The sequence below is a fragment of the Arthrobacter methylotrophus genome (genome assembly GCF_039539965.1).
GTDB classification, from domain to species: domain Bacteria; phylum Actinomycetota; class Actinomycetes; order Actinomycetales; family Micrococcaceae; genus Arthrobacter; species Arthrobacter methylotrophus.
In genome coordinates this window covers 727,992-754,689 of the sequence record NZ_BAABED010000001.1, presented here as the reverse complement: position 1 = coordinate 754,689, position 26,698 = coordinate 727,992, and the positions used below count along the sequence as shown (strand labels likewise).

The window sequence follows — 26,698 nt, the reverse complement described above, 5'->3', positions numbered from 1 at the left end:
GAGTTGCAACGACCGTGTCGTCTTTAACGGAGAAAACAGGCGGGCGCAGGAAGTACACGCCGGGGCAGAAGGATCAGTTCTTTTCGGTGCTGGACCGCCTTGGGAGTGTGAGCGCGACCGCCAAGGAGCTCGGATTCAACCTGATGACGTGCTACCAGTGGGTCCACAAATCCCGGCTCCCTGGGCAGGTCCCCCGGAATCGGGTGCCCGGGCAGAGGAAATACACGCCCGCGCAGAAGGAAGAGTTCTTCCTTGTGTTCGACCGCCTCAAGAGCACGACGCAGGCAGCACGGGAACTCGGACTGAGCCCCGACACGTGCGCCGGCTGGGTGCGCAACGCCGGGCTGAAAAGCCACGGCAAAACGGGGACGGGTCCTCACCCGGGCCGGGATGAGTACTTCCGGCTGCGCAAGACCGGCATGAGCCGGCGGAAAGCTGCCGCAGCAGTCGGGATCCATCTCCGGACCGCCCAAGAGTGGGACCACGGAATCCGCAAGTCCGGCGGCCGACGCATTTACCCGGATGGCCGAATCGTCGACTACAAACGTGGTGTGACCACCCTGACCCCTCCCGCCGGCACGACCGGAACGACCCAGGTCCTCCTACCGGTATCGGCACTGGAGAAGGCCATCGATCCGCGATACCTGACCGTGCAGGAGCGGGAGATGATCCGGGACCTGCACGCCGCGGGCACTTCGATCAGGGCCATCGCCCATGCGCTTGGCCGCTCGCCTTCAACGATCAGCCGCGAGCTGGGCCGAAATACCGATCCCCGGCTGGGATACCTGCCCCACGGGGCGCACCGGAAGGCCGCTGCCCGGCGGGCGCGGCCCAAGACGGCCAAGCTCGCTGTAGAGGGTCCGCTGCGGCGCTATGTGAAGGACAAACTGCTCCTACGCTGGTCTCCGGAGCAGATCAGCCACACGCTGGTCGAAGAGTTCCCCGACAACCCGGAGATGCGCGTGAGCCCAGAGACGATCTACCAAGCCCTCTATGTCCAGGCCAGAGGCGGACTCAAACGCGAGATACAGGTAGCGCTGCGCACCGGCCGGACCCGCCGCAAGCCGCACCGCACCGGCGAGCAGCGCACCCCCCGGTTCGTGGACCCGATGATCATGATCTCCGAGCGCCCGCCCGAGATCGAGGACCGCGCCGTGCCAGGCCACTGGGAAGGGGACCTCATCACCGGCGCCTACAACCAGTCAGCGATCGCGACCCTGGTCGAACGCACCACCCGCTACGTCATGCTCGTCCACCTCCCGGGCGACCACACCGCCGAAACCGTCCGCGACGGCCTCATCGCCACCATGAACACCCTGCCGGCGCACCTGCGGGGCTCCCTGACCTGGGACCAAGGCGCCGAAATGGCCGGACACAAATCCTTCAGCCTCGCCACGGACATGAATGTCTACTTCTGCGACCCCGCCAGCCCCTGGCAACGGGGCACGAACGAAAACACCAACGGTCTGCTGCGCCAATACTTCCCCAAAGGCACCGACCTGTCCGTCTACGGCCCCGAAGACCTCGAACACGTCGCGCAGGAACTCAACGGACGCCCACGCAAAACGCTCGGCTGGAATACTCCAGCCGAGCGTTTGCGTGATTTACTACTAACCACCTAACCAACAGGTGTTGCAACTGTGAGAGTTGTTTGTAGCTGGTCTGGGACTGGCTGGCAGGATAGGTACCGGCCGTTCCGCCCCGTGGAGGTGACTCATGTTGCGACTGACCCTCAGGGTGTCATTGGGTCGACTTGTCCGTCCACAGGTGGGTGGCCGGTACCCGTCCGGCCCACCTCGGTAGCTTAATCAGAAGATTGTCCACCCCTCGGGGCGTGACCCATCACAGTGCTGTTCCGACGTGATTCCTACCCGGACTGGTGCCGGCCTATAACGGCCACCACCCGAGTCCATCACAAAGGAAAAGTACGGTGACCGCCTTGTCTATCGTCGCGCATTCTCACCCATTTGTCGTGGGTGTCGACACTCACGCCCGCAACCACGTCTACGCCATCCTCGACGCCACCAACGGCGCGCTGCTGGATACGCAGTCATTCCCGACTACCGCAGCTGGCATCAACCGGGCTATCAAATGGGTGGCACGCCGCACCAACGCCGACGCCGATACCCTGTGGGTGATCGAAGGCGCTGCGTCCTACGGGGCGATCCTCGCGGGCACCGTGGCAACCCATGGATTCCCAGTCGCCGAGGCGCCGCGCATGGATGCCAAGAAGCGCCGTGGTGTGGGCAAGTCCGATGCTCTGGACGCCCACCAGATGGCCATGGCCGTTCTGCCTCTGCCGGCGGACAAGCTGCGCCGACCACGCCTTCACGACGGGGTCCGCCAGGGCGTGCGGATCCTGGTCACGGCCAGGGGATCCATGAGCAAGGACCGGACCCGGTCGGTCAACGCCCTCAACGCCCTGATGCGCGGCAACGACCTGGGCATCGATGCCCGCCAAAAGCTCACAGGCGCCCAGATCACGGAGGTCTCAAAGTGGCGTTCCCGCGAGGAAGAGCTCTCCCTGTCCATCGCCCGTGCCGAGGCCGTGCGGTTGGCCAGACATGTCCTGGCGCTGGATGAGCAACTCACGGCCAACGAGAACCAGCTGGACGACCTCGTGAAGGTCAGCGAGGCCGCACCGTTGCTGGAAGAGACGGGGTTCAGGGCGATCAGCGCCGCGAAGTGCCTCGCCGCGTGGTCACACAAGGGCCGGGTCCGCAACGAGGCAGCATTTGCCTCCTTGGCCGGGGTAAACCCGATCCCCGCGTCCTCCGGGAACACTGTCCGGCACAGGTTGAACCGGGGCGGTGACCGGTCCCTGAACAGTGCCTTGCACATGGTCGCGATCGTCAGGATGACCCATGACGGCGAAACCCGCGAGTACGTGGAGAAGCGACGCGCCGAGGGTCGTACGGACAAGGAAATTCGTCGTTGCATCAAACGCTACCTGGCGCGCCGCATCTACCGCGCGCTCAGCGCCGCGGCAATAGCGATGAACGCGGCTTGACAGACATAGAAGAGTCGACCCCTAGAATCCAAGCCGCAGGTGGGAGGGCCTTCACGGTGGAGCTAAGGAGATTCGAACTCCTGACCTCTTCGATGCGAACGAAGCGCTCTACCAACTGAGCTATAGCCCCTGGTCAATCGTTTGTTACCAGTGCCCCTAGGCTACAAACTATCTTCGTGCTTTGCCAAACCAAGACTCGAACGTGTCGGTCCCTGTCCGTTGGCTCGAGGCCAAATTGAGCCCGTTCCGAAGATATTTGCCCATTGACCCGGGCAACGGAAGCTCCACGATCCATCCGGGATGCCCCGTCAGCTTCCGCCAGGTTTCGGCGAGTTCGCGCATGCTCCGGATGTCCGGTCCGCCGATGGTTCGCGTCCGGTGCCGCTCTGCGGAGGTCTCCCCCAGTGCCTCCGCCAGCAACTCGGCGGCCACATCACTCGGCGAAATTGTTTGGAAGCGCGCGCCCCTGAAGACAGGAATCAGGCGAATTTTCGCTCCCGCCTGGAAGACGGCCGTCACGAGGCTGTGGAACTGGGTGGCCCGCACAACCACGGTCTCGAGCGCCGACCGTTCGTATACCCGCTCCTTGTCGGCTTTGGAGACATAGAAGGCTGCGTTGCTCTTGTCGCAGTTGATGATCGAGAGGAGGACCGCCTTGCGGACCCCGGCGCGCGTGGCCGCGGCGAGCAGCTGCGCGCCGCCGTCGGCGAAATTCTTGCGCGCCTTGCCGGTCTGCCCCTCGAGGCAATCAATCACGACGTCGGCCCCCTGGAGAGCTTCCGCCAACCCGGTGCTTGTGGTGACGTCCGCCTGAAAGTAGCGGGCGCCGTCGTGATGGGCTGGCGACGTGCCCGACGGCGGGCGGCGACTCAGCACCGTCACGTCAAGTCCGGCGTCGAGCGCCAACCGGACGACTTCACGGCCCACTTGTCCCGTGCCACCGGCTACGCAGACGGTGGTCACAGGAAGCTATGCCCGGCGGCGTTGCAGGACGTCGTCAAGATTGCTGAGGGCGCTCTGGGGCTTGCTGTGCTGCGCCTGGACCGGCCCCTGGATCGAGGGGTTCGCGGACGGCGCGCCGGACTGCTTCAACGTCGGCTTGCCCAACGGCTTGGGAGCCTCAGGCAAATCGAGCGGTTCCGGTGCTGGCCGCGTCGCCTTAGCGGCGTCAACGTAAGTTGGCTTGGGAACATCGACCGGCTGCCATTCGGATTCCTTGGACTCTTCGGTAAACCGGACCGTATGGTCGCCAGCGGCAACAGCAACGTTGAGCGCTGCCTGACGAAGCTCGACGGCGGTCAATCGCTTCGCGTCGCGCGCTTCGGCTTCCGCGTCGAAAATCTTGGTCTGCGGGAGGTCCGCCGCCTTTGTGCTGACGCGGGGAGCCTCAACCACTGGACCCATTGCGTTGCGGAAGGCTGTGTTCATCTTCGCCCTGCGGTCCCTGATGGCCAGACGGCGAAGCAGGAAGACGGCGCCAACGGTGCCGACGAGGGAGACCAACGGCAGCCAACCCGAAACCAGGCCCAGAAGGCGCAGGACGCCCGAAACGGCCGCCGTGAGCAGCAAGAGAAGACCTGCGAGGGCAAGGGCGCAGCGCCCGTATCTTATTTTGAAAACCACGGCGTCCGTTGCAGCATCACGCCGTTCACCGGAGCCGGCCGACTTCCTGGGCAATGCGGTTGCGGTGCTCTGCATGGTTTCCATTGCTTTCTCCTGCCGAGGGGCGATTGACAGAACCACCCCGGCTTGCGGTTCGTGAGCGACTTTTTCACTGTCATCTACTGGAACGTCGGCCGCTAGTTGGATGTGCTGGCGGCGATTTCGCAGTATGTATGGCGCAACCCAAACGATCCACAGCGCAACAGCAACCACCAGTATCACCGAGCTGCTGAGAGGGAAGTCCACATTCAAAACCGTAGAAGCAAATACGCGGGCGCCACCGCATTGCGCGCGGTGTGTCGTCGGAGAGTCGGCAAATCAATAGACTTATGACCCCCATTCAGTCAGATGGACTAGTTGCTTGCTCGTCCAAGCCACACAGCGAGCAAGCCACCGGGGATTTCCTCGGAGGTCAGCGCAAAACTTCGATGGTCCGCCCATGCCCCATTGATGTGGAGGAAACGCTCACGACGGCCCTCGTCACGGAATCCAAGCTTTTCGACAACGCGGAGGCTCGGCCCGTTTTCCGGCCTGATGTTGATCTCCATCCGATGCAAGCCAAGAGCTTCGAAGCAATGGTCAGTCGCCATGGCAACTGCGGTGGGAGCGATCCCATGGCCGGCGCGGGCTTGGTCTACCCAATACCCAAGGGTGGCCGTCATGGCCGATCCCCACATGATCGAGGAGACCGTCAACTGCCCTACGATCCTGGGCTCACGGAATCCTGGGGTACGCTCCGCGATCACGAACGGAAGGGCACTCGCCTGCCGCGCTTGGGCGTTAAGGGACGCCACCATCTGCCGATAATTCGGCAGATTGCCGCCGGGGGCCGGGTTTGACGCTTCCCAAGGGGCAAGCCAGTCACTGTTGCGCGAGCGGACCTCGGTCCATTCCTTCTTGTCCCGGTAATGAATGGGACGCAGGATGAGGTCGCCACATTCAAGCGTCACCGGCCAGATGGCCGCCCCCCACACAGTGAGCTACTTGCTGAGGCCGGCGGCAAAGCCCGGCAGCCACTCACGCAGGCCGGGTCCGAGGTCTTCGCTGTCGCACGCAAGCTGGACGCAGGCTTTGAGGTAGCTGAGTTTGTCTCCGGTATCGTACCGGCGGCCACGGAAGACGACTCCATAGACGCCGCTACCTTCGCCGTCTCCGGCGGCCAGGACCTGGAGGGCATCGGTCAGTTGAATCTCTCCCCCACGGCCCGGCTCGGTCTTCTCGAGAACGTCGAATACCGAGGGATGGAGCACGTAGCGACCAATCACGGCCAGGTTCGACGGAGCTTCATCTGCGGCCGGCTTTTCGACAAGTTGCTTGATGCGGACGTAGCCATCCTCGCCGATATCCTCGACGTCCGCGCAGCCATAGGCGCTGATCTGGGAGGGCTCGACTTCAATGAGGGCGACGACTGATCCCCCGGTCTTGTGCTGGACTTCGATCATGTCGCTGAGGAGCGTGTCCCGGGCGTCGATGAGGTCGTCACCGAGAAGAACCGCAAATGGTTCGTATCCAACGTGCTGCTTTGCACGCAACACCGCGTGCCCCAGCCCCTTGGGATCGCCCTGGCGGAGATAGTGAATGTCCCCGAGGTTGCTGGTAGCCTGCACCGAGTCCAGCTTGGTGGTGTCGCCCTTGGCCTCCAAGGTCGCCTCCAACGCCGGCACACGGTCGAAGTGATCCTCCAACGCACGCTTGTTGCGGCCCGTGATCATGAGGATGTCATTGAGGCCTACGCTCACGGCTTCTTCGACAACATATTGGATGGCCGGCTTGTCGACTACCGGGAGCATCTCCTTGGGCATGGCTTTTGTGGCAGGCAGAAACCTGGTGCCGAGCCCGGCAACGGGAATAACAGCCTTGCGGACGGCGCAGTTTTTGGAAGTCACCGGACTAATCTAACGGAAGGAACTGGACATTGGGCAGAAGGATGCACTGTTGGACGAAAGAGCACCGGACGTACCTTCAGCATCCTAGGAGCCGGACAGCAGGAAGAACTGGAGCAAAAAGGTGACTTTGAAAGACGACATCCGCCGGGAAAACCGCAACCGGCGGCTAACCCTGACGGGCCAACAACGAGCTGACGCAGGAGCCGGGATCGCCCGCTATGGCCTCTCTTGGGCGGATGCCGTCGCCCAAGGCGAACGCGCGACTTTTGCGGCCTATGTCGGGGTCGCCGCAGAACCCCCGACAATGCCTTTGCTTGCGGCACTCCATGCCGCTGGCCACCGGGTCCTTCTTCCTGTCTGTGAACCGGAACGGCGCCTGAGCTGGGTGTATTGGACACCGGAGACGGTTTTTGTTCGTTCAAGGTATGCCCCCATTGATGAGCCGGTGGGCGAACGGTTCGATAGTGACGTCGTCAAGGATGTGAAAGGAATCTTCCTCCCGGCTACTGCGATTGACGAGGGTGGCAACCGCATCGGCCAAGGCGGCGGATACTACGACCGGCTCCTGGACAAGCTCGACGCCGACAGGCAGCGTCCGCCGGCTGTCGCCGTCGTCTATGACCACGAAGTCCTACCCGCGGGCGCCATCCCGGCAGAACCGTTCGATAAGCCCGTGACAGCGGCGCTCACCCCCCGGGGAATCGTCCAGCTATCTCCAGCCGGCTGACCGTGCTTCGGCGATTTGGCTGCTCCCCCACAGTCTCTGGTTCTGGTAGAGACCCCTCCGACGGATGATAGAATTAGCACTCAGGCCCTGGGACTGCTAATGGACGGAGCAATCCACCTTGGCGGCGCAGGACCTGTAGTTCGTCCCGGAGGAGGATCACCAGTGCCCACATATGCTTATGCCTGCAAAGACTGCGGCCATGCCTTTGACATCGTTCAGGCTTTCACGGACAGTTCCCTGTCTGACTGCCCCGAATGCCAAGGACCGCTGCGCAAGAAATTCAACAGCGTGGGCGTCGTCTTCAAGGGATCGGGCTTCTACCGCACGGACTCCCGGGACTCCAAGGGAAGCACCGTTTCTGCTGCGCCGGCCGCACCCGCGGCATCCCCGGCTCCGGCATCGGCTTCTGCTGCCGCCGCGAGCTGACCCCGGGCCGCCGGTTTTCCACATAGCTCAACTAGGCTCTGCCACGGGAGCATGGCTGCGGTTAGCGTGGCGGCATGCCAGCAAAGCCGTTCGTCACCCAAGACCCCCGTTCTACGGGATCTACTTCGGTTCCAAGCAATAGACCTTTCGCCCGCACTGCGAAACGCCGCCCTCGTCGTGGTGTTCCGGCTGTTCCCTTCGGGCCGGTCTGGCATCGCGGCGCTCCCCCGGGATATTCCATCTCCCGCCGGCTTGGCAGCTGGCTGAACCGCAACCGACGTCTCATGGTGGCCCTCCTGCTGTGCATCGCCGCCGGAATGGCAGTCCATCAACTCACTCCTGCCACGGAAGAGCGGGTCACGGTCCTAGCCGCCGCCCGGGATCTTCCGGCCGGATCCGGTTTGGTCGATTCCGACCTCGTCCCCCTCGAAGTTCTTCCCGGTGGAGCTCCGTCCGGTGCGCTCACTTCCAGTACTGGATATACGGGAAAACAGCTGGCCTCACCCCTCCAGAAAGGGCAGATCCCCACTGACGCCCAAATCCTAGGTCCGGGCCTGCTGACCGGCACCGATCCGGCGGCCGCGGCCGTTCCACTGCGCATGGCCGATCCCGCTTCAATTCAGCTGGTCTCGCCCGGACAATTGGTCAACGTTGTACTCACCGCCGCGGACGGACTCGGAGGCCCCGGCAAGAAATCCGAACTCCTGGCCGCGGCAGTCCCGGTCTTGTGGACCTCCGCACAGGGAGGCAAGGCCAGTCAGTGGCTAGGCACCAAGGAGTCGGACGGCCTCGTGGTTGTCGCAGCGAACCCGCAGCAGGCGGAAATCCTCGCCGGAGCCTCCACCCGCGGGAAACTCTTCTTCGTGTTGGTCAATCGTGATGGCCACCACTAGGGCGACCACCGTAGGATTGCCAAGATCATCGCGGGACCGTCAGCCCCAGTGTGGAGGCCTTTGCTCCTTCAGCCAGGCGTCATGATCATATCCAGGATCATCACCCCAGCGGCGTGGATCATCCTCGGCGGCCTTCTTCGGCAAAATGCCTTCTGCCGCCGGTTTCCGCTCCGTTGTGGCTTCCAATTCTGTTTTCTCCCGCTTGTCCAACTCCGTGTCGGATTCCGCCACATCCGCACCGGTCTCCGGCGTTTGCCTAGCTGGAGTGTCTTTGCTTTCCGGCATTGCGATTTCCTAAGGGGCAGCCAGTCCCGAATCGGGGCCGTGCGTTTCGCCAAGCCTGGCCCGGGCCGGCTCCGCCTGATGATCCAGTTCCAATTGTTCAACATCCATGTCCAGGAAGCCATCCTGGACATCAGGGTACGGGGGCGCCACCGGCTTCTCCAGCCCAAGGTATGCCCCGATGCGGTCCGCGCAGGACGAGGGGTCCGTGAAGACCTCGATGGTCCACAGAGACATATACCGCCAACCGAGGCGTTCCAGGAGCTGGGGCCGGAGCCTGCTGCGTTCCCTGACACTCATGCGGCGGTATCGCTCCGTGCCGTCCGATTCGATGGCCACCGGGGTGGGCATTTCGCTGTCGTCACGCCCAATAGCGTGCACGGGATCGGCCGCGGCAGCGATGTCCAGGACCCCGTCATAGTGGTGCCACACACGAGCCCCACGGGCACGGAGCCGCTCGCCCAGATCTGCCACCAACGGATCCTCACCGAGGGCTTGCTCGCTGGCAGCAGCCCTGGTGGCAGGTGTCCCCAGATCCGAGTTCCCCGACAATTCACGGTCAAGGAGTTCATGGAATTCGACGGCTCCATGAGCCAATCTGTCCAGGTCCAGATCCTCCGGACGGAAGCAGCTCAGAACGTGCAGCGATCTCCGCGAGCGGGTCATTGCCAAGGCAAACTTGTTGCGGCCGCCTTCAACGGACAGGGGGCCGAAACTGTGCAGCGCCCGGCCATGCGGAGTCCGGCCAAAGCCCAGGGAGAAGATGACGTGGTCGCGGACCAGCCCTTGGGCACGCTCCAAATCAACCACCCGGAAGGATTCCGAACCGGCGTTGAAGAAACCCGACAACAGCGGATAGTTGGGCAACTGCAGCCTAATGGCCTCGCCGATCCTTGCGGCATGCCTCAGGCTCGCCGTGACCACTGCCAGCGAGGTCCGGGGCCGGAGCCTGGCGTGTTCAAAAACCAGATCAACCACGCGGTTCACCTCGGCAGCAACGGATTCAACGCCTTCGTGGTCCGAACCTGGCAAGCCGGTGCCGTCCGGAATGTACTCAACTACCACCGAGCGGTCCAGCCCTGTGACCGATTGGCCATCCGGAAGCCGACGCAAGCCACCATCGTAGTAGTTCTTGCTCAGTTGCAGCACGAGATCTTCATCCACTGCGCGATACACCCAGTTCAACTGCCGCGTGGGCAGGACCCGGGCCAGGGCACTGAAAGCGCTGTCGACTATGTCCTGGCTCATGCCACCCGCCGTGGGAGGCTCCACCGCCACACTGAACGTCCGGGCATTGGCGACGTTCGCGTCGCCGAAGGCAACCACTTGCTGGGCTCGGGCTATGGCAGGCAGCACAGCGTGCAGGGACGTGCCCTCGGCATCAAGAATCACCACCGCGTCGAATTTCTGCTCGGCCGGCAAAAGGCTCGTCAGCAGGTACGGGCTGATTGACCACACGGGAACCAGCCGCGTGACAAGGTCTGGCGCTTGGGCGCTGAGCGCCGACAGGGTAACGCGACCATCCTTGATCAGGTTCCGCAACAATTCTGCCTGCCGGGGATGTTCCGCGATTCCAGCCCTCCACATTTCGGAGAGCTTCCACCGCAAACGGGCGGCACCGCTGGCGATGTGCGCATGGTCCGCGAGACGGTACTCGGCTTCGAGGCGGCGGAGGGAATCGCCGTCGGACATGGCAAGGTAGTCATCGCCGCTGATCATCGCTTCGAGGGCGGATTGCCACCAAGCGAGATCCAGTTCGGCAGCAACGGATTCGGCAGGCACTTCGCGCTCCGCCAAATCCGCAAGAAGCTCGCCGAGTCCATGCTCGCGCATGTTCTCGACCAAAAGCGTGCGTTCCGGGAGGGTCTCCAAGGTTCCCGTATCCGCGACCAGGCGTTCAAGCCGCTCCATGAGGTCTTCGTAACGGGTCGCGTGGAGGTCGCCGCCGCCCGCCGTATGTTTGAGGCAGTCGCCCAGACGGCGGAGATCCCGGTCCAGTTCGCGGTAGCTCGCACCCAAGTCCGCGAGTCCGGAGGGGACTGCCGGATGGCGCTGAGTGGTCGCGTATTCCGCCCAGAGTGCCCGCTGTGACTGGACGAGGACCAAGGAACTGTGAAGATCGGCAATGTGGACACCAGGGCGGACGTATTCCTTGGCCACGCGACGCAGACGAGAGCGCTGCATCGAAGGCATCTCGAGGCCCTGCTCACGACGCCAGGCGGAGGTCGCCGTAGCCGAGATCAGATCGTGGACTGGCCGGTCAAAAATATCGGGAGTAAATTTGTCCAGACTTTCCCGCACCGCCATCAACAGCCCTAGTTGCGAGCCCCATTCGGCGAAGTTGGCCCCGAGCCGGATTTCGGAGTGCTCCGCAACCTGGTTCATCCGTTCCCGCATCCGGGGAAGGTGTTCCGCGGCCGCACGGGCCAGTTGCTGGGCTTCCTCGGTCTCCTTGCGCGTGACCAAACGCGCCCCGTACCAGGGGCTCGACGTCGAAGCGCGGCTGAAGCTGCCAAGCTCGGCAGCGCGTCGAAGCCTCTCGGCCAACTCAGCGCGGTCTTTGATATTGTCCAGCACACTTCGCTTCAAGCGCACCGTCGTGGCGGGGGCAGGGTGGATGGAGGTTAGTTCCGCGAGCGACTGCATGGCCTGATAGGGCGAGCACCCCCAACGCTCGCGCACGTTGTGCAAAGACGCGACATGGTCCATCAGCGCATGGCGGTGCTCGGTCAGGGTCTTGTGGAGATTCGCAAGCTGCGGCTCCAACGATTTCTCGTTGCGGATGATCGCACTGACCAACTGTCCCTTGAGCTGCTGTGCCTTAGCGCCGTTCCCTGGCCTGAACAATATCGATTCGAGCCCAAGGGATTCGAAATGCGCGGCGAGGCCATTGAGGCTCGCTCGCCGGTCGCCAACGACAAGCACCGATTTGCCCTCGTTGACGAGCGCACCGATGGCATTGATGGCGGTTTGGGTCTGGCCGCTGCCTGGCGGCGTGCTGACCACCAGCGAATCGCCTGCCCGGACGGCATCCACGACGAATTGCTGGTCCGTGTCCGCGTCCAGGAGCAGCGACTCCTCGACGGGATCGCGCTCGTCAAGGCTTGGGAACCGCCCGGACTGGATGGGTTCGGGTTCGACCTCCCCGCCGTTGGCGGCTTCAAACAGGGAGGAAACGATGCTGTTGTTCTCGTTGATCCAGGGGTCATCCAAGTTACCGGACAGATCCGCCAACGTCGTTACGAGGAGATTGGGAGTTACCTCCGCACCGGGGATCGGCTGCACCAGCGTGGCCAGGCGGTCAAGGACTGGCAGGGGGTCAAGGCGAGCGGTGTTGTACGCCATGCGGCCCACTGCGTTGACGTCGAACACAATTCCGTGGACGGTCTTCAAGTGCCGGACCAACGCGGGGTTGATGCTGGCTTGCTCGGTAAGCTGCAGCTCGTAGTCATCTTCGCCCGGCCGTGCCGTGAGCGAAATGGCCGCCAACATGACGGGAGCAGAAACACGCTGGGGCTTTCCTCCGACCGCCGACGTCCACACGACCGTGCCACACGACAGGTAACCTGCGTCGATCCCCCGGTCATTGCCCAGTTCGAAGATCTTCGAGCGAAGGTTCCTTGCGGCACGCGCGGCAACAAGGTACTGCTGGCGATCCCGGATCAGAGTGGAAAGACGGGTTCGACGGCCGACGAGGAGCTGTGCGAGGCCTGACGGATGGCCGTTACTAAGGTCAATCGATCCTTCCGGCGTCTTGACGAAGCGAAGCATCGTGTCCGCGCCAGTCACGGGCTTGAGCCCGGACAGCCATTTCCGAAGCTCCGCGGAGCTCTCTTCGTGGCTTTGACTTACTGACACTGCTGCCTTCTTTTCTGTTCTGGCTCGAGACGACTTGGACCAAATCGGCATACTTTCGAGGGTAGCGGGAAGAGACCTGCAGTCCGCACCGCAACACTGGTGGAAAGGCAAATTACCCCTGACTTCAGGGGAAATGCAGAGTGACCGGCCTCTGAAACAGAGGCCGGTCACTCAGAAAGCTATTCCCACTCGATGGTTCCCGGCGGCTTACTGGTGACATCCAGTACCACGCGGTTGACCCCGTCCACCTCGTTGGTGATCCTGTTGGAGATCCTGGCGAGGAGATCATAAGGGAGCCTGGACCAGTCGGCAGTCATGGCATCCTCTGAAGAAACGGGACGCAGCACGATCGGGTGTCCGTAGGTACGCCCGTCGCCCTGTACGCCAACGCTCCGGACATCAGCCAACAGCACTACCGGCATCTGCCAGACGTCATTGTCGAGCCCGGCCGCAGTGAGTTCGGCACGCGCGATGGCGTCTGCCTTACGCAGCAGATCGAGTCTTTCCTTGTTCACCTCGCCAACAATGCGGATACCCAGTCCGGGACCAGGGAACGGCTGGCGTCCAACGATTTCCTGCGGCAAGCCGAGCTGTGCGCCCACGGCACGAACTTCGTCCTTGAACAGCGCACGCAGGGGTTCAACAAGTTCGAACTGCAGGTCCTCGGGCAGCCCGCCCACGTTGTGGTGGCTCTTGATGTTAGCAGCACCTTCGCCGCCGCCGGATTCGACGACGTCCGGGTACAGGGTGCCCTGGACGAGGAACTTGATGCTCTCGCCTTCGGACGCAGCCTGGGCAATAATTGCCCTCTCTGCCTGCTCGAACGCACGAATGAACTCGCGGCCGATGATCTTGCGTTTGGTCTCGGGATCACTGACCCCGGCGAGAGCGGACAAGAAGCGCTCCTGCTCGTTTGCCACGTAGAGGTTCACACCGGTTGCGGCTACGAAGTCGCGCTCGACCTGTTCGGCTTCACCTTCGCGCAGCAAGCCATGGTCCACGAATACGCAGGTGAGCTGATCGCCTACGGCGCGCTGCACGAGGGCTGCGGCCACAGCCGAGTCGACGCCGCCGGAGAGTCCGCAGATGACCTTGGCATCGCCGATCTGCTGGCGAATCCGGTCCACCTGTTCTTCGAGGATGTTGCCCGTGGTCCAATTCGGCTTCAGGCCCGCTCCGTTGAACAGGAAGTTCTCCAGGACCTGCTGTCCGTGAGCCGAGTGTTTAACCTCCGGGTGCCACTGGACGCCATAAAGGTGCTTCTCTTCGTTCGCGAAAGCCGCGACGGGTGCACCCGCCGTAGTCGCCAGGACTTCAAAGCCTGCCGGGGCCTCATGAACGGAGTCTCCGTGACTCATCCAGGTGTTCTGGGAGTCCGGGATACCCGCAAGGATCGATCGGGCCGCACCAACAGTGGTGGCCTCGGTAGCGCCGTACTCCCGCAAACCGGTCTGAGCGACCTTGCCGCCGAGCGCGTTGGCCATGGCCTGGAAGCCGTAGCAAATACCGAAGACAGGCACGCCCGCCTCGAAAAGGTCCGGACCAACGCTCGGCGCACCCTCGGCGTAAACGCTGGAAGGTCCGCCCGAAAGGATGATCGCTGCCGGATTCTTGGCCAGAAGCTGCTCGGTGGTGAAAGTGTGCGGAACAATCTCCGAGTACACATTCGCTTCACGGACGCGGCGGGCAATCAGCTGCGCGTACTGGGCACCGTAGTCAACAACCAGCACCGGCCTCTGGGAAGTCTGAGCTTCAGAACTGAAGGGTGCGGTGGGAGTAGTCACCGTAACAGCCTACTTTGCCGGGATGCCCCGGTGCACCTTGGAGCTGCTCGTGAAGCCCCGGAAACACCCGGAAGACAACCCGACGTTAGCGATCTCACAATACCCGCCGGGACCGGACCGTCAACCGGCCACTCAGGAACTAGTAGCGCTTGGACGCCTGGGGATGAGCGGCGAGTTCCATCTCGACTTCCGAGTGGAACTTCTTCTCCACAATGAACGACATCAGCGGGACAACGCCACCCAGGGCAAGCAGGACGAGCTTCAGGAACGGCCAGCGCATGAGCGACCACAAACGGAAGTTCGAGATGAGGTAGATCACGTACATCCAGCCGTGGACGATCAGCACCGCGATCGAGACGTTCACGCCCCCGAGGACCGACTTGGACTCGGCGTCGGTAAATCCAAAGCCGAACGGCTGGCCTGTGATTGCGTTCGTGCCACCGGCAAAGAGATACACACCGAACACGTAGCGTGCCACAAGCTCAGCGCACAGGAGAAGCAGCATGGTGCCGGTGAGGTATGCCATGACTTTGTAGAACTTCAAGGCAGATCGGATCTGGGCCGTGGTTCCGCCGAAGCGGCGCTTCTTCTTGGCCAGGGCTGGCTTCGAGGCAGATTCTCCGGACTGTTCGGGTTGGATGGCCGGCTTGGGCTCAATCATGGCTGTACCTGTTCTGGCTTGGTCATTTCTGGCAAATCGTCGGATGGGAATTCGTCGTCCGGCTCGTCCTCTTCGAGAGTACGCCGGTAGTCGTCGGCCACCATGCGCCACCAGATGTACAGGGCAAATCCTGCAAAGACCACCCATTCCACCGAGTAGAAAAGGTTGAGCCAGTTGATCTGTTGGTTGGGCGGCTGGGCGGGGATATTCAGGGGCTTCAGTTGCGCCGGAAGTGCAAGCACCTTGCCCGCCGACGTTTCCGAAGTCGCGGCGACGAAGCCGGGATAGCTTGAGACATCCCAGGTGTTGATGAGTTCGGCGACCGAAACCGCGGAGGCGCGGCCCGCTCCGGCGTCGACGTTTGGCACTGGCGCTTCGGACGGCAGGAGCCGTCCGGTCAATTCAATGCTGCCCGACGGCGGCGGTCCGGCTTGGGCGGGATCGGCGACCCAGCCGCGTGCCACGGGGATCCAGGTCTTCGGGGAGGCGCCTGCGCCTTGGAGGACGGGGGCGCCGTCGACGGCAAACGCGTTGACCACCCAGTACCCTTTTTGTCCGGCGAGCAGCCTGCCCTCCACAAGGACCTGCTTGGCGGGATCGTAACTGCCTTTGGCGCTGACCATTTGATCCGATGCGGTACTCGGGAAGAACGTTCCCGGCTGCAGAGTTCCGGTGAGCGGCTTGACTTGCTCCACCGCGGGGTCGTCAGCAGGGACGTCGCTTTGCGTGGATCTGCCGAACTGCCACTGGCTGAGCAGCACAAACACCCCGGAGAGCAGGAGAGCAAAGACAAGTCCTGCGATCCAGCGAGGCTTCAGAGCAGTTTTCAACACCCCTTAACCGTACTTCGTCAAGCTGTAGAACAGCTAAACGAGAGTGGGGCTGCCCTAGCGTGGGCAGCCCCGGAGGTCCGAGTCTCAGTGGTCGAAGAACACCAGGCTGGAGTTGATCAGTTCGGCAATGACTTCCGGATCATGGGCCCGCCGGAGGGATTCCCGGAATGACTCCTTGGAGAGCGACCGCGCCAAGGTGGCAAGCACTTCGAGGTGGTCCGAGAAGGAACTGGCCGGTGTCGCGATGAGCAGTACCACCGTGGCCGGTCCGTCGCTCGCGCCGAAGTCCAGGGAGTGCCCGAATTTCGTGATGCCAACAGCGATGGAGACACGCGAGACAAACTCGCTGCGGGCGTGGGGCAATCCAATGCCGCCCGGCAGTCCGGTCGCCAGCTGGTGCTCGCGGGAATTGACGACTTCGAGGAAACCCCCCAGGTCCGTAATGCGTCCGGCGGCGTAGAGCCGTTCCGCGAGCTGGCCCGCGGCATCGATCTTGTCCGTCGCTTCCATCTCCAAGATGACGGTCTCCGGCGTCGTCAGTTCGGCATCATACGGGTCCAGCGGTTCCGCCACGTCGTTTTGCCTCCAGTGTGCCCAGCCAGCCCAGGCCGCTCAGCGCAAGGGAACGATGTCATCGACTCCCATGCGCGCGGCATCGGCCGATTCGTCGTCGGGCTGCTGTTGGCTGAGCCGTTCAGCTTCCACCCGGGCCAGGTAGTGCTTGATTTCGCTTTCCCGCTGGGCGTCGCTCCAGCCAAGAATTTCTCCCATCAGCTTAGCGACAACAGGGACAGCGGAAACACCTCTGTCCCACGACTCGATCGATATCCGGGTGCGGCGGGTCAGGACATCGTGGACGTGGCGGGCACCCTCATGGGTTGCGGCATAAACAACCTCGGCCGAAAGATAGTCGTCGGCGCCCGGCAGTGGCTCGGCCATCGCCGGATTGTCTTTGATGATCGCCAGGACTTCCGGCGTCATGGAGCCGTATCGGTTGAGCAAATGCTCCACCCTGGCCACGTGGACCCCGGCCTCGTCTGCGGTCCTTCCGCGGCGATTCCATGCAGCTTTGAATCCTTCAGCACCCAAAAGCGGGATGGTTTCAGTGCAACTCGCGGGAACGCGCTCATCCATGGCGCGGGTCGCTTCGTCAACGGCGTCCTTCGCCATGACCCGGTACGTAGTGAACTTGCCCCCGGCAACCACCACCAACCCTGGAACGGGGTGCGCCACAACATGTTCGCGCGAAAGCTTGGCAGTGGAGTCGCTCTCCCCTGCCAGCAGCGGCCGGAGGCCTGCATACACACCTTCAACATCCTCACGGGTCAAAGGCCGTTTCAGGACACGGTTGACGTGTTCGAGAACATAGTCGATGTCCTTGGTGGATGCTGCGGGGTGGGCCTTGTCGAGCTTCCAGTCGGTGTCCGTGGTACCGATGATCCAGTGCCTCCCCCACGGGATGACGAACAGCACGGATTTCTCGGTCCTCAGGATTAATCCCACCGTGGACTGGAAGCGGTCGCGCGGGACCACAAGGTGGATCCCTTTGGAAGCGCGGACCTTGAGTTGGCCGCGATCCGTCACCATGGCCTGGGTCTCGTCGGTCCAGACGCCCGTCGCATTGACCACTTGCTTGGCGCGGACTTCGATGATGCTGCCGTCCTCCTGGTTCTCCACCTTCGCGCCCACCACGCGTTCGCCTTCGCGCACGAAAGACACCACGCGCATCCTGTTCACGGCATGCGCTCCATAGTGCGCCGCAGTGCGGACGACATTGACGACGAGCCTGGCGTCGTCAACCTGGGCATCGTAGTACCGGATGGACCCCACGAACGCATCGCTCTTGAGGCTCGGGGCAGCCCTCAGCGTTCCCCGCCGGAAGAGGTGTTTGTGCATGGGGACACCGCGGCTGTGGCCTGAAGTGAGGCCAAGGGTGTCGTAGAGAAGGATGCCCGCACCCACGTAGGGCCGCTCCCAAAAACGCCGGGTGAGCGGATAGAGAAACGGGACCGGCCGGACAAGGTGCGGTGCGATTTGTTGGATCAGCAACCCGCGTTCCTGGAGAGCTTCCTGTACCAGCGCGAAGTCAAGCATTTCGAGGTAACGCAGGCCGCCGTGAATCAGCTTCGAGGACCGCGACGACGTGCCTGAAGCCCAGTCCCGAGCTTCGACAATACCCACGGACAATCCCCGCGTGATTGCGTCCAAGGCAGCCCCGGCGCCAACCACGCCGCCGCCGACAATCAGGATGTCCAGTTCCTTGCCGGGCTCCGCAGTGCCCTTGAGCACTTCAAGGGATCTGGCCCGTGCCTGCGGACTCAACGCTCCGGCATCATTCCTCTGCGAACCATCTGCAACACTGCTCATCGGACGCCTCCCATCGCACAAAGCCCGTAGTTCCCCACACTACTTCTTGTCCGCGGGCTTGGGCAGGGGCTGCGCAGGGCGGCTGCAGCGGCCTCGGCAGGAGCTACTGGCCCTCGTAAGGCGAGACGACGACGTCGACCCGCTGGAATTCCTTCAGGTCCGAATAACCCGTGGTTGCCATGGAACGGCGCAACGCGCCAATCAGGTTGGAGGTGCCGTTGGTGTGATGGCCCGGTCCGAAGAGCACTTCCTCGAGCGGACCGACGGTGCCGACGTTGACCCTGTCGCCGCGGGGCAGCTCGAGGTGGTGGGCTTCCTGGCCCCAGTGCCAGCCCTTGCCCGGAGCTTCTTCGGCACGGGCCAGAGCGCTGCCGAGCATGACGGCGTCGGCGCCCATGGCGATGGCTTTGACGATGTCGCCCGACGAGCCCATTCCGCCGTCGGCGATGACGTGCACATAACGTCCACCGGACTCATCCATGTAGTCGCGGCGGGCGGCGGCGACGTCGGAGATGGCCGAAGCCATGGGCGAGTGGATGCCGAGTGCACGGCGCGTGGTGGTCGTTGCCCCGCCGCCGAAGCCCACGAGGACGCCGGCCGCGCCGGTACGCATCAGGTGCAGGGCCGGGGTGTAGCCGGCGGCTCCGCCAACGATCACCGGGACGTCGAGCTCGTAAATGAACTGCTTGAGGTTCAATGGCTCGTGGTTCTTGGAAACGTGTTCAGCCGAGACCGTGGTGCCCCGAATGACAAAAATGTCGACGCCGGCAGCAACTACGGTCTTGTAGTGCTCCTGGGTGCGCTGCGGCGTCAACGAACCCGCCACGGTCACGCCGGAAGCGCGGATTTCCGCAAGCCTGCTGGTGATCAGTTCGGGCTGGATGGGAGCCTTATAAAGGTCCTGCATGCGACGCGTCACCGCGGGGCTGGCCGTTTCATCCTCAAGGGCAGAGATCTCATCCAGTACGGACTGAGGGTCCTCGTAGCGCGTCCACAAGCCCTCGAGATCCAGAACGCCCAGACCTCCGAGCTTGCCAAGGGCGATGGCCGTTTCCGGCGACATCGCAGAGTCCATGGGTGCCGCGATGACAGGCATCTCAAACTGGTAGGCGTCAATCTGCCATGAGACGGAGACGTCCTTGGGGTCGCGCGTCCGGCGGTTGGGGACGATCGCAATGTCATCCAGGGAGTAGGCACGACGCCCACGCTTGCCACGGCCAATCTCAATCTCATAAGTCACTGCTCTAGGTTATCCCAGTGCGGCGCCATGTACCGGCAGGGAAAACAAGGAGCCCGCCCCTTCATGATGAAGGGGCGGGCTCGCTCGAAAACCGATCCGGGTACTGGTTGCGCCTAGCGCGAACCGTAGTTCGGAGCCTCGACGGTCATTTGGATGTCATGCGGGTGGGATTCCTTCAGCCCGGCCGCGGTGATCCGCACGAACTTCCCACGCGCTTTGAGCTCGGGGATCGTGGGAGCACCCGTGTAGAACATGGTCTGGCGCAGTCCTCCGACCAGCTGGTATGCAACCGAGGAGAGCGGGCCACGGTATGCGACCCGGCCTTCTATGCCCTCGGGGATGAGCTTGTCATCGCCGGAGACGTCCGCCTGGAAGTACCGGTCCTTCGAGTAGGACGTGTTCTTGCCACGGGACTGCATGGCACCCAGGGAACCCATGCCGCGGTAACTCTTGAACTGCTTGCCGTTGACAAAGATCAGCTCTCCCGGCGATTCATCGCAGCCGGCCAGCAAAGAGCCGAGCATGACGGTGTCGGCGCCGGCCACGAGGGCCTTGCCGATATCGCCCGAGTACTGCAGGCCGCCGTCGGCGATCAGCGGCACACCTGCGGGGATGGCGGCCTTGGAGGACTCATAAATGGCCGTGATCTGTGGGACGCCCACACCGGCAACAACGCGCGTGGTGCAAATGGAGCCGGGTCCAACGCCTACCTTAATGCCATCGGCACCGGCGTCGATCAGGGCCTGGGCGCCTTCACGGGTAGCTGCCTGGCCACCGATGATGTCAACATGCGCGGCAACGGGATCGGACTTCAGGCGCGTAATCAAGTCCAAGACACCTTGCGAGTGACCATTGGCGGTATCGACGAACAACGCGTCGACGCCCGCGTCGATCAACGTCATGGCCCGCTCCCAGCCATCGCCGAAGAAGCCGATGGCAGCGCCGACGCGGAGCCGGCCCTCTTCGTCCTTCGTCGCGAGCGGGTACTGCTCGGCCTTGGTGAAGTCCTTGGTCGTGATGAGGCCCTGGAGGCGTCCTTGCTCGTCAACGAGCGGGAGCTTCTCGATCTTGTTAGTGGCCAATTTGTGCGAAGCTTCTTCGCGGCTGATGCCAACGTGGCCCGTGATGAGCGGCATCTTCGTCATGACGTCGCTGACGAGCCTCAACGGGAAGTCCGACTCCGGAATAAAGCGGGTATCCCGATTGGTGACGATGCCCAGCAGGCGGCCATCAGGGTCGACGACGGGGAGGCCGGAAACCCGGTAACGCGAACACAGTTCGTCGAGTTCCTGCAGGGTGGCTTCCGGGTGGATGGTCAGGGGGTTGGTGATCATTCCCGATTCGGAGCGCTTGACGCGATCGACGTGATCGGCCTGGTCCTCAATCGACAAGTTGCGGTGAATGACGCCCAGGCCACCCTGGCGGGCCATGGCAATTGCCATGCGGGACTCCGTGACGGTGTCCATAGCGGCGGACAGTAGCGGGGTTTGAACCGAAATTCGCTTGGAAATCCTGGAAGAGGTATCGGCTTCGGACGGAATGACGTTGGTGTGACCCGGCAGCAGCAGGACGTCGTCGTAGGTCAGGCCGATGAAGCCAAAAGGATCGTGTTCGGGCTGGGTCATGAGTGCGCCTCTTACCTTGGTTCTTGGGGGTTGCTCTGGTAGGGGTTGCAACTGATGACCAGCCCGTCATTACGGGACTGGCCTGTGCACAAAGGTTCTGAATAAATAGTAGAACCTCGCCGCCGATCCCCATATTCCGCGAGGGCAATGTGAGTAACGGCACCCCCGGGGCCACCGGCGTCGCGCGGTCCGGCCGCTAGCTCCACCCGGTGGCCGCCATGAACGCCTTCTCGAAGTATGGCTCCAAAGTCTTCATGTAGGTGGCCGACACATGGTTGTCGTCCTTGTAGACAATCACGTTGCCGATCACAGCAGGGCAATTCGCGTCCGGACAGAAGTACTTCGTGAGATCAAGGAACTTGGTGTCCGGCAGCTGCGCAGCCACCGCTGCCGTCGGCGAATCCTGGGCATAGATCTGGTCCCGCTGCGAACCGCAGGCGACATACGCCGTCCGGTTTTTCTCGAGGCACGCCGGGACCGGCTGGGCCGGACGTGGCGTATCCCTGAGGGCAACAACTTCGATGCCGGCATCGTTGAGGGTCTTGACCTCCGACACAAAGCCGGGATCGACCCGCTCAGTCACGTTGGGATCCACGTTCGTGCGGGTACTGGTGGTCACGACGACGTCGGGCTTCATCTTGAGGACCTCCGCCAGCGTGGCCGTGTTGAAGTCAACACACGACTGCGTGACATCGTCCGAGGTGTTCTCGGTCAGCGGGCAATAGCCCTTGGTGATTGAGGTGAGGCTCCAGTTGTTCTTCTGGGCCATAGTGAGCAACGGCGTGTTCAACACGTGGGCATGGGAATTGCCGATGACCACAACTGACTTGGTTCCATTCTTAATCCCGTTGGTGCATCGGTTCACGAAGTCGTTCGGGTCGCTCCCGCCGGTGCACGCCTTCGGGAATACGGGCCAGTCAGCGTCGATGGCGGTCATGGCCGGAACGAGGGGAATGCCCGGATCCGGAGTGTAGACGAAGGCCCCGCCAACGGCAGCCGCACCAGGGTTGCGGGCATCCATGTTGGCAAGGAGGGCCTGGTTGCTCTGGTCGATTTGGAAGCGCCATCCCGCGAGCGGAACGATCGCCACCGTCGCGGCGGCCACAAGCGCAATCGCGCTTCGTCGCCGGTTCACCTCCGGCCAGCGCCATTCCCGCCATGGCTTCTCGACAAACCTCGTGGTCAGGACTGCCAGGACGAAAGCGGCGATAATGATCACGCTTCCGGACAACCAGCCGGCGTGGGTCTTGTTCGACCAGGCCAAGTAAATGACCAGGATCGGCCAGTGCCATAGATACAGCGCGTAGGAGTTGCTTCCCATGCGGACGAGCGGTTTGGAACTAAGGATGCGGTCCGCACCGAAACGGCTTCCCGTGTTGCCCGCCGCGAGAATGCAAGCTGCGGCCAACGTGGGCCATAACGCCACCCATCCGGGGAACGCCGTCTCGACGTTGAGGATCAGGCCGCAACTGAGCATGGCGATGATGCCGACCCAGCTAAGGACGATCTGCAGCGTCTTCGGGAGTTTCAACGACGGCAAGTACAGAGCCAGGAGCGTGCCGAGGGCGAACTCCCACAGCCTTGCCAGGGTGGAGAAGTACGCCTGTGACTGGTTGACTGCGGTGAACTCCACCGAGTAAATGAGCGAAGCGAGGAAGATTGCGCCGAAAATGTAGCGAAGAAGGGGGACATATGAGAGCTTGAACCGCCTCGCCAAGAGGCCGGCCCCGACAAATATAAGCGGCCAGACAATGAAGACCTGCCCCTGGATGGACAGCGACCAGAAATGCTGCAGCGGGCTGGCCGCACTGTGGTCCGAGGCGTAGTAATTGACGGCCAGGGACTGCAACAGGAAATTCTCTCCGTAAAAGAGCGAAGCCCAGCCCTGCTGGATCGTGTCCACCCAGCGTGTGCCGGGAAGGAAGAGGTAGGTTGCGGCCAAAGTTCCGACGATCACGATCACGGCGGCTGGAACGAGCCGCCGGAAATGGTGGAGGTAGTGCTTGATAAGCGCAGTCGCCTGGCCGTTCGCGTGCCGCCGTGTGAACTGCAAGGTCATCAGGAAGGCGGAGACAAGGAGGAAGACATCCACTCCACCGGACACCCGGCCAAACCAAATGTGGTAGGTGACAACCATGAGGACAGCAACAGATCGAAGCCCTTGGATTTCAGGACGGAACGTCGATTTAGGTGCCGGATTCTGCGGCTCGCCGCGAGTTCGCCTTGGCGCGATTGGGCGCATGGTTGTCAAAGTCTTGCCTCCAGGGTGCTGCTCAAACCGTCAACCCTACTGATTCAAAATGTTCTTCGTCAATTGAGACTGCGTTCAACCAACTTCTTACAATCCATTAAGACACAGGCGGCTGAGAGCTTCCGGAACGTTGTCTGGGTCGATCCTCCGTGCCGTTTTGGCAGTGTTAGGCGGTGGTCCTGCACCACAGCAAACGCAGAAGGCCCGGCCCCCACCTTGGATTCTAGGGGTCGACTCTTCTATGTCTGTCAAGCCGCGTTCATCGCTATTGCCGCGGCGCTGAGCGCGCGGTAGATGCGGCGCGCCAGGTAGCGTTTGATGCAACGACGAATTTCCTTGTCCGTACGACCCTCGGCGCGTCGCTTCTCCACGTACTCGCGGGTTTCGCCGTCATGGGTCATCCTGACGATCGCGACCATGTGCAAGGCACTGTTCAGGGACCGGTCACCGCCCCGGTTCAACCTGTGCCGGACAGTGTTCCCGGAGGACGCGGGGATCGGGTTTACCCCGGCCAAGGAGGCAAATGCTGCCTCGTTGCGGACCCGGCCCTTGTGTGACCACGCGGCGAGGCACTTCGCGGCGCTGATCGCCCTGAACCCCGTCTCTTCCAGCAACGGTGCGGCCTCGCTGACCTTCACGAGGTCGTCCAGCTGGTTCTCGTTGGCCGTGAGTTGCTCATCCAGCGCCAGGACATGTCTGGCCAACCGCACGGCCTCGGCACGGGCGATGGACAGGGAGAGCTCTTCCTCGCGGGAACGCCACTTTGAGACCTCCGTGATCTGGGCGCCTGTGAGCTTTTGGCGGGCATCGATGCCCAGGTCGTTGCCGCGCATCAGGGCGTTGAGGGCGTTGACCGACCGGGTCCGGTCCTTGCTCATGGATCCCCTGGCCGTGACCAGGATCCGCACGCCCTGGCGGACCCCGTCGTGAAGGCGTGGTCGGCGCAGCTTGTCCGCCGGCAGAGGCAGAACGGCCATGGCCATCTGGTGGGCGTCCAGAGCATCGGACTTGCCCACACCACGGCGCTTCTTGGCATCCATGCGCGGCGCCTCGGCGACTGGGAATCCATGGGTTGCCACGGTGCCCGCGAGGATCGCCCCGTAGGACGCAGCGCCTTCGATCACCCACAGGGTATCGGCGTCGGCGTTGGTGCGGCGTGCCACCCATTTGATAGCCCGGTTGATGCCAGCTGCGGTAGTCGGGAATGACTGCGTATCCAGCAGCGCGCCGTTGGTGGCGTCGAGGATGGCGTAGACGTGGTTGCGGGCGTGAGTGTCGACACCCACGACAAATGGGTGAGAATGCGCGACGATAGACAAGGCGGTCACCGTACTTTTCCTTTGTGATGGACTCGGGTGGTGGCCGTTATAGGCCGGCACCAGTCCGGGTAGGAATCACGTCGGAACAGCACTGTGATGGGTCACGCCCCGAGGGGTGGACAATCTTCTGATTAAGCTACCGAGGTGGGCCGGACGGGTACCGGCCACCCACCTGTGGACGGACAAGTCGACCCAATGACACCCTGAGGGTCAGTCGCAACATGAGTCACCTCCACGGGGCGGAACGGCCGGTACCTATCCTGCCAGCCAGTCCCAGACCAGCTACAAACAACTCTCACAGTTGCAACACCTGTTGGTTAGGTGGTTAGTAGTAAATCACGCAAACGCTCGGCTGGAGTATTCCAGCCGAGCGTTTTGCGTGGGCGTCCGTTGAGTTCCTGCGCGACGTGTTCGAGGTCTTCGGGGCCGTAGACGGACAGGTCGGTGCCTTTGGGGAAGTATTGGCGCAGCAGACCGTTGGTGTTTTCGTTCGTGCCCCGTTGCCAGGGGCTGGCGGGGTCGCAGAAGTAGACATTCATGTCCGTGGCGAGGCTGAAGGATTTGTGTCCGGCCATTTCGGCGCCTTGGTCCCAGGTCAGGGAGCCCCGCAGGTGCGCCGGCAGGGTGTTCATGGTGGCGATGAGGCCGTCGCGGACGGTTTCGGCGGTGTGGTCGCCCGGGAGGTGGACGAGCATGACGTAGCGGGTGGTGCGTTCGACCAGGGTCGCGATCGCTGACTGGTTGTAGGCGCCGGTGATGAGGTCCCCTTCCCAGTGGCCTGGCACGGCGCGGTCCTCGATCTCGGGCGGGCGCTCGGAGATCATGATCATCGGGTCCACGAACCGGGGGGTGCGCTGCTCGCCGGTGCGGTGCGGCTTGCGGCGGGTCCGGCCGGTGCGCAGCGCTACCTGTATCTCGCGTTTGAGTCCGCCTCTGGCCTGGACATAGAGGGCTTGGTAGATCGTCTCTGGGCTCACGCGCATCTCCGGGTTGTCGGGGAACTCTTCGACCAGCGTGTGGCTGATCTGCTCCGGAGACCAGCGTAGGAGCAGTTTGTCCTTCACATAGCGCCGCAGCGGACCCTCTACAGCGAGCTTGGCCGTCTTGGGCCGCGCCCGCCGGGCAGCGGCCTTCCGGTGCGCCCCGTGGGGCAGGTATCCCAGCCGGGGATCGGTATTTCGGCCCAGCTCGCGGCTGATCGTTGAAGGCGAGCGGCCAAGCGCATGGGCGATGGCCCTGATCGAAGTGCCCGCGGCGTGCAGGTCCCGGATCATCTCCCGCTCCTGCACGGTCAGGTATCGCGGATCGATGGCCTTCTCCAGTGCCGATACCGGTAGGAGGACCTGGGTCGTTCCGGTCGTGCCGGCGGGAGGGGTCAGGGTGGTCACACCACGTTTGTAGTCGACGATTCGGCCATCCGGGTAAATGCGTCGGCCGCCGGACTTGCGGATTCCGTGGTCCCACTCTTGGGCGGTCCGGAGATGGATCCCGACTGCTGCGGCAGCTTTCCGCCGGCTCATGCCGGTCTTGCGCAGCCGGAAGTACTCATCCCGGCCCGGGTGAGGACCCGTCCCCGTTTTGCCGTGGCTTTTCAGCCCGGCGTTGCGCACCCAGCCGGCGCACGTGTCGGGGCTCAGTCCGAGTTCCCGTGCTGCCTGCGTCGTGCTCTTGAGGCGGTCGAACACAAGGAAGAACTCTTCCTTCTGCGCGGGCGTGTATTTCCTCTGCCCGGGCACCCGATTCCGGGGGACCTGCCCAGGGAGCCGGGATTTGTGGACCCACTGGTAGCACGTCATCAGGTTGAATCCGAGCTCCTTGGCGGTCGCGCTCACACTCCCAAGGCGGTCCAGCACCGAAAAGAACTGATCCTTCTG

At 62.9% G+C, this 26,698-nt stretch carries 21 protein-coding genes and 1 tRNA gene; 5 read left to right on the top strand and 17 right to left on the bottom strand.

The features are described 5' to 3' along the window. Positions 1 to 419 precede the first annotated feature (419 nt). Both ABD884_RS03780 and ABD884_RS03775 read left to right on the top strand, forming a co-directional pair. Entirely contained in the window at positions 420 to 1,622 is a 1,203-nt protein-coding gene (locus tag ABD884_RS03780; RefSeq protein ID WP_345054506.1) for an IS30 family transposase, read from the top strand. Between the two features lie 308 nt (positions 1,623 to 1,930). Further along, entirely contained in the window at positions 1,931 to 3,010 is a 1,080-nt protein-coding gene (locus ABD884_RS03775) for an IS110 family RNA-guided transposase (RefSeq protein ID WP_345036717.1), read from the top strand. Between the two features lie 57 nt (positions 3,011 to 3,067). Here the strand turns inward: ABD884_RS03775 and ABD884_RS03770 are convergent. The 5 genes from ABD884_RS03770 to galU form a co-directional block, all read right to left on the bottom strand. Beyond that, positions 3,068 to 3,140 (bottom strand) — tRNA-Ala (locus tag ABD884_RS03770). A gap of 38 nt (positions 3,141 to 3,178) precedes the next feature. Further along, the gene (locus ABD884_RS03765) at positions 3,179 to 3,973 is read right to left on the bottom strand and encodes an SDR family oxidoreductase (protein WP_345036831.1); all 795 of its coding nucleotides are present in this window, start codon (positions 3,971 to 3,973) and stop codon (positions 3,179 to 3,181) included. Between the two features lie 6 nt (positions 3,974 to 3,979). Continuing rightward, positions 3,980 to 4,918 carry a hypothetical protein gene (locus tag ABD884_RS03760; protein ID WP_345036823.1) on the bottom strand — a complete coding sequence of 313 codons (939 nt, stop codon included), beginning with the start codon at positions 4,916 to 4,918 and terminating at the stop codon, positions 3,980 to 3,982. 107 nt (positions 4,919 to 5,025) lie between these two features. Next, positions 5,026 to 5,646, bottom strand: coding sequence for a GNAT family N-acetyltransferase (locus ABD884_RS03755; RefSeq protein WP_345036819.1), 621 nt, complete (start codon positions 5,644 to 5,646; stop codon positions 5,026 to 5,028). A gap of 6 nt (positions 5,647 to 5,652) precedes the next feature. Continuing rightward, complete coding sequence (galU, locus tag ABD884_RS03750; RefSeq protein WP_345036811.1) at positions 5,653 to 6,558, bottom strand: UTP--glucose-1-phosphate uridylyltransferase GalU; 906 nt, start codon at positions 6,556 to 6,558, stop codon at positions 5,653 to 5,655. 121 nt (positions 6,559 to 6,679) lie between these two features. Here galU and ABD884_RS03745 point away from each other — a divergent pair, with 121 nt between their 5' ends. From ABD884_RS03745 to cpaB, 3 genes are all read left to right on the top strand, one after another. After that, complete coding sequence (locus tag ABD884_RS03745; protein ID WP_345036803.1) at positions 6,680 to 7,285, top strand: 5-formyltetrahydrofolate cyclo-ligase; 606 nt, start codon at positions 6,680 to 6,682, stop codon at positions 7,283 to 7,285. A gap of 162 nt (positions 7,286 to 7,447) precedes the next feature. Further along, complete coding sequence (locus ABD884_RS03740; RefSeq protein WP_345036794.1) at positions 7,448 to 7,711, top strand: FmdB family zinc ribbon protein; 264 nt, start codon at positions 7,448 to 7,450, stop codon at positions 7,709 to 7,711. Between the two features lie 74 nt (positions 7,712 to 7,785). Next, the gene (gene cpaB / locus ABD884_RS03735) at positions 7,786 to 8,604 is read left to right on the top strand and encodes a Flp pilus assembly protein CpaB (protein ID WP_345036790.1); all 819 of its coding nucleotides are present in this window, start codon (positions 7,786 to 7,788) and stop codon (positions 8,602 to 8,604) included. Positions 8,605 to 8,643: 39 nt separating this feature from the next. Here the strand turns inward: cpaB and ABD884_RS26150 are convergent, their stop codons facing one another. The 12 genes from ABD884_RS26150 to ABD884_RS03680 all read right to left on the bottom strand — a co-directional run bounded on the left by ABD884_RS26150 (position 8,644) and on the right by ABD884_RS03680 (position 26,344). Then, entirely contained in the window at positions 8,644 to 8,889 is a 246-nt protein-coding gene (locus ABD884_RS26150) for a hypothetical protein (RefSeq protein ID WP_376954816.1), read from the bottom strand. Positions 8,890 to 8,898: 9 nt separating this feature from the next. Beyond that, entirely contained in the window at positions 8,899 to 12,795 is a 3,897-nt protein-coding gene (locus ABD884_RS03730) for an AAA family ATPase (protein ID WP_376954809.1), read from the bottom strand. A 128-nt stretch (positions 12,796 to 12,923) separates the two neighbouring features. Beyond that, positions 12,924 to 14,528 (bottom strand): glutamine-hydrolyzing GMP synthase, encoded by a 1,605-nt coding sequence (gene guaA / locus ABD884_RS03725; protein ID WP_345036782.1) that lies wholly within the window; start codon positions 14,526 to 14,528, stop codon positions 12,924 to 12,926. Positions 14,529 to 14,667: 139 nt separating this feature from the next. Next, positions 14,668 to 15,189 (bottom strand): DUF3817 domain-containing protein, encoded by a 522-nt coding sequence (locus ABD884_RS03720; RefSeq protein WP_345036771.1) that lies wholly within the window; start codon positions 15,187 to 15,189, stop codon positions 14,668 to 14,670. Next, the gene (locus tag ABD884_RS03715; protein ID WP_345036766.1) at positions 15,186 to 16,022 is read right to left on the bottom strand and encodes an SURF1 family protein; all 837 of its coding nucleotides are present in this window, start codon (positions 16,020 to 16,022) and stop codon (positions 15,186 to 15,188) included. Before ABD884_RS03715 ends, ABD884_RS03720 begins: the two co-directional genes overlap by 4 nt. A gap of 84 nt (positions 16,023 to 16,106) precedes the next feature. Next, a complete protein-coding gene (locus ABD884_RS03710; protein ID WP_345036761.1) occupies positions 16,107 to 16,595 on the bottom strand; it encodes a PTS sugar transporter subunit IIA in 489 nt (162 codons plus the stop codon). Positions 16,596 to 16,634: 39 nt separating this feature from the next. Beyond that, positions 16,635 to 18,389 (bottom strand): glycerol-3-phosphate dehydrogenase/oxidase, encoded by a 1,755-nt coding sequence (locus tag ABD884_RS03705; protein ID WP_345036751.1) that lies wholly within the window; start codon positions 18,387 to 18,389, stop codon positions 16,635 to 16,637. A gap of 103 nt (positions 18,390 to 18,492) precedes the next feature. Next, entirely contained in the window at positions 18,493 to 19,629 is a 1,137-nt protein-coding gene (locus tag ABD884_RS03700) for a GuaB3 family IMP dehydrogenase-related protein (protein ID WP_028265037.1), read from the bottom strand. 113 nt (positions 19,630 to 19,742) lie between these two features. Further along, a complete protein-coding gene (guaB, locus tag ABD884_RS03695) occupies positions 19,743 to 21,254 on the bottom strand; it encodes an IMP dehydrogenase (RefSeq protein ID WP_345036736.1) in 1,512 nt (503 codons plus the stop codon). A gap of 196 nt (positions 21,255 to 21,450) precedes the next feature. Further along, positions 21,451 to 23,496 carry an acyltransferase family protein gene (locus ABD884_RS03690; protein ID WP_345036722.1) on the bottom strand — a complete coding sequence of 682 codons (2,046 nt, stop codon included), beginning with the start codon at positions 23,494 to 23,496 and terminating at the stop codon, positions 21,451 to 21,453. 257 nt (positions 23,497 to 23,753) lie between these two features. Then, complete coding sequence (locus ABD884_RS03685; RefSeq protein WP_345036717.1) at positions 23,754 to 24,833, bottom strand: IS110 family RNA-guided transposase; 1,080 nt, start codon at positions 24,831 to 24,833, stop codon at positions 23,754 to 23,756. Between the two features lie 308 nt (positions 24,834 to 25,141). Continuing rightward, a complete protein-coding gene (locus ABD884_RS03680) occupies positions 25,142 to 26,344 on the bottom strand; it encodes an IS30 family transposase (RefSeq protein ID WP_345054506.1) in 1,203 nt (400 codons plus the stop codon). Between the last annotated feature and the right edge of the window lie 354 nt (positions 26,345 to 26,698).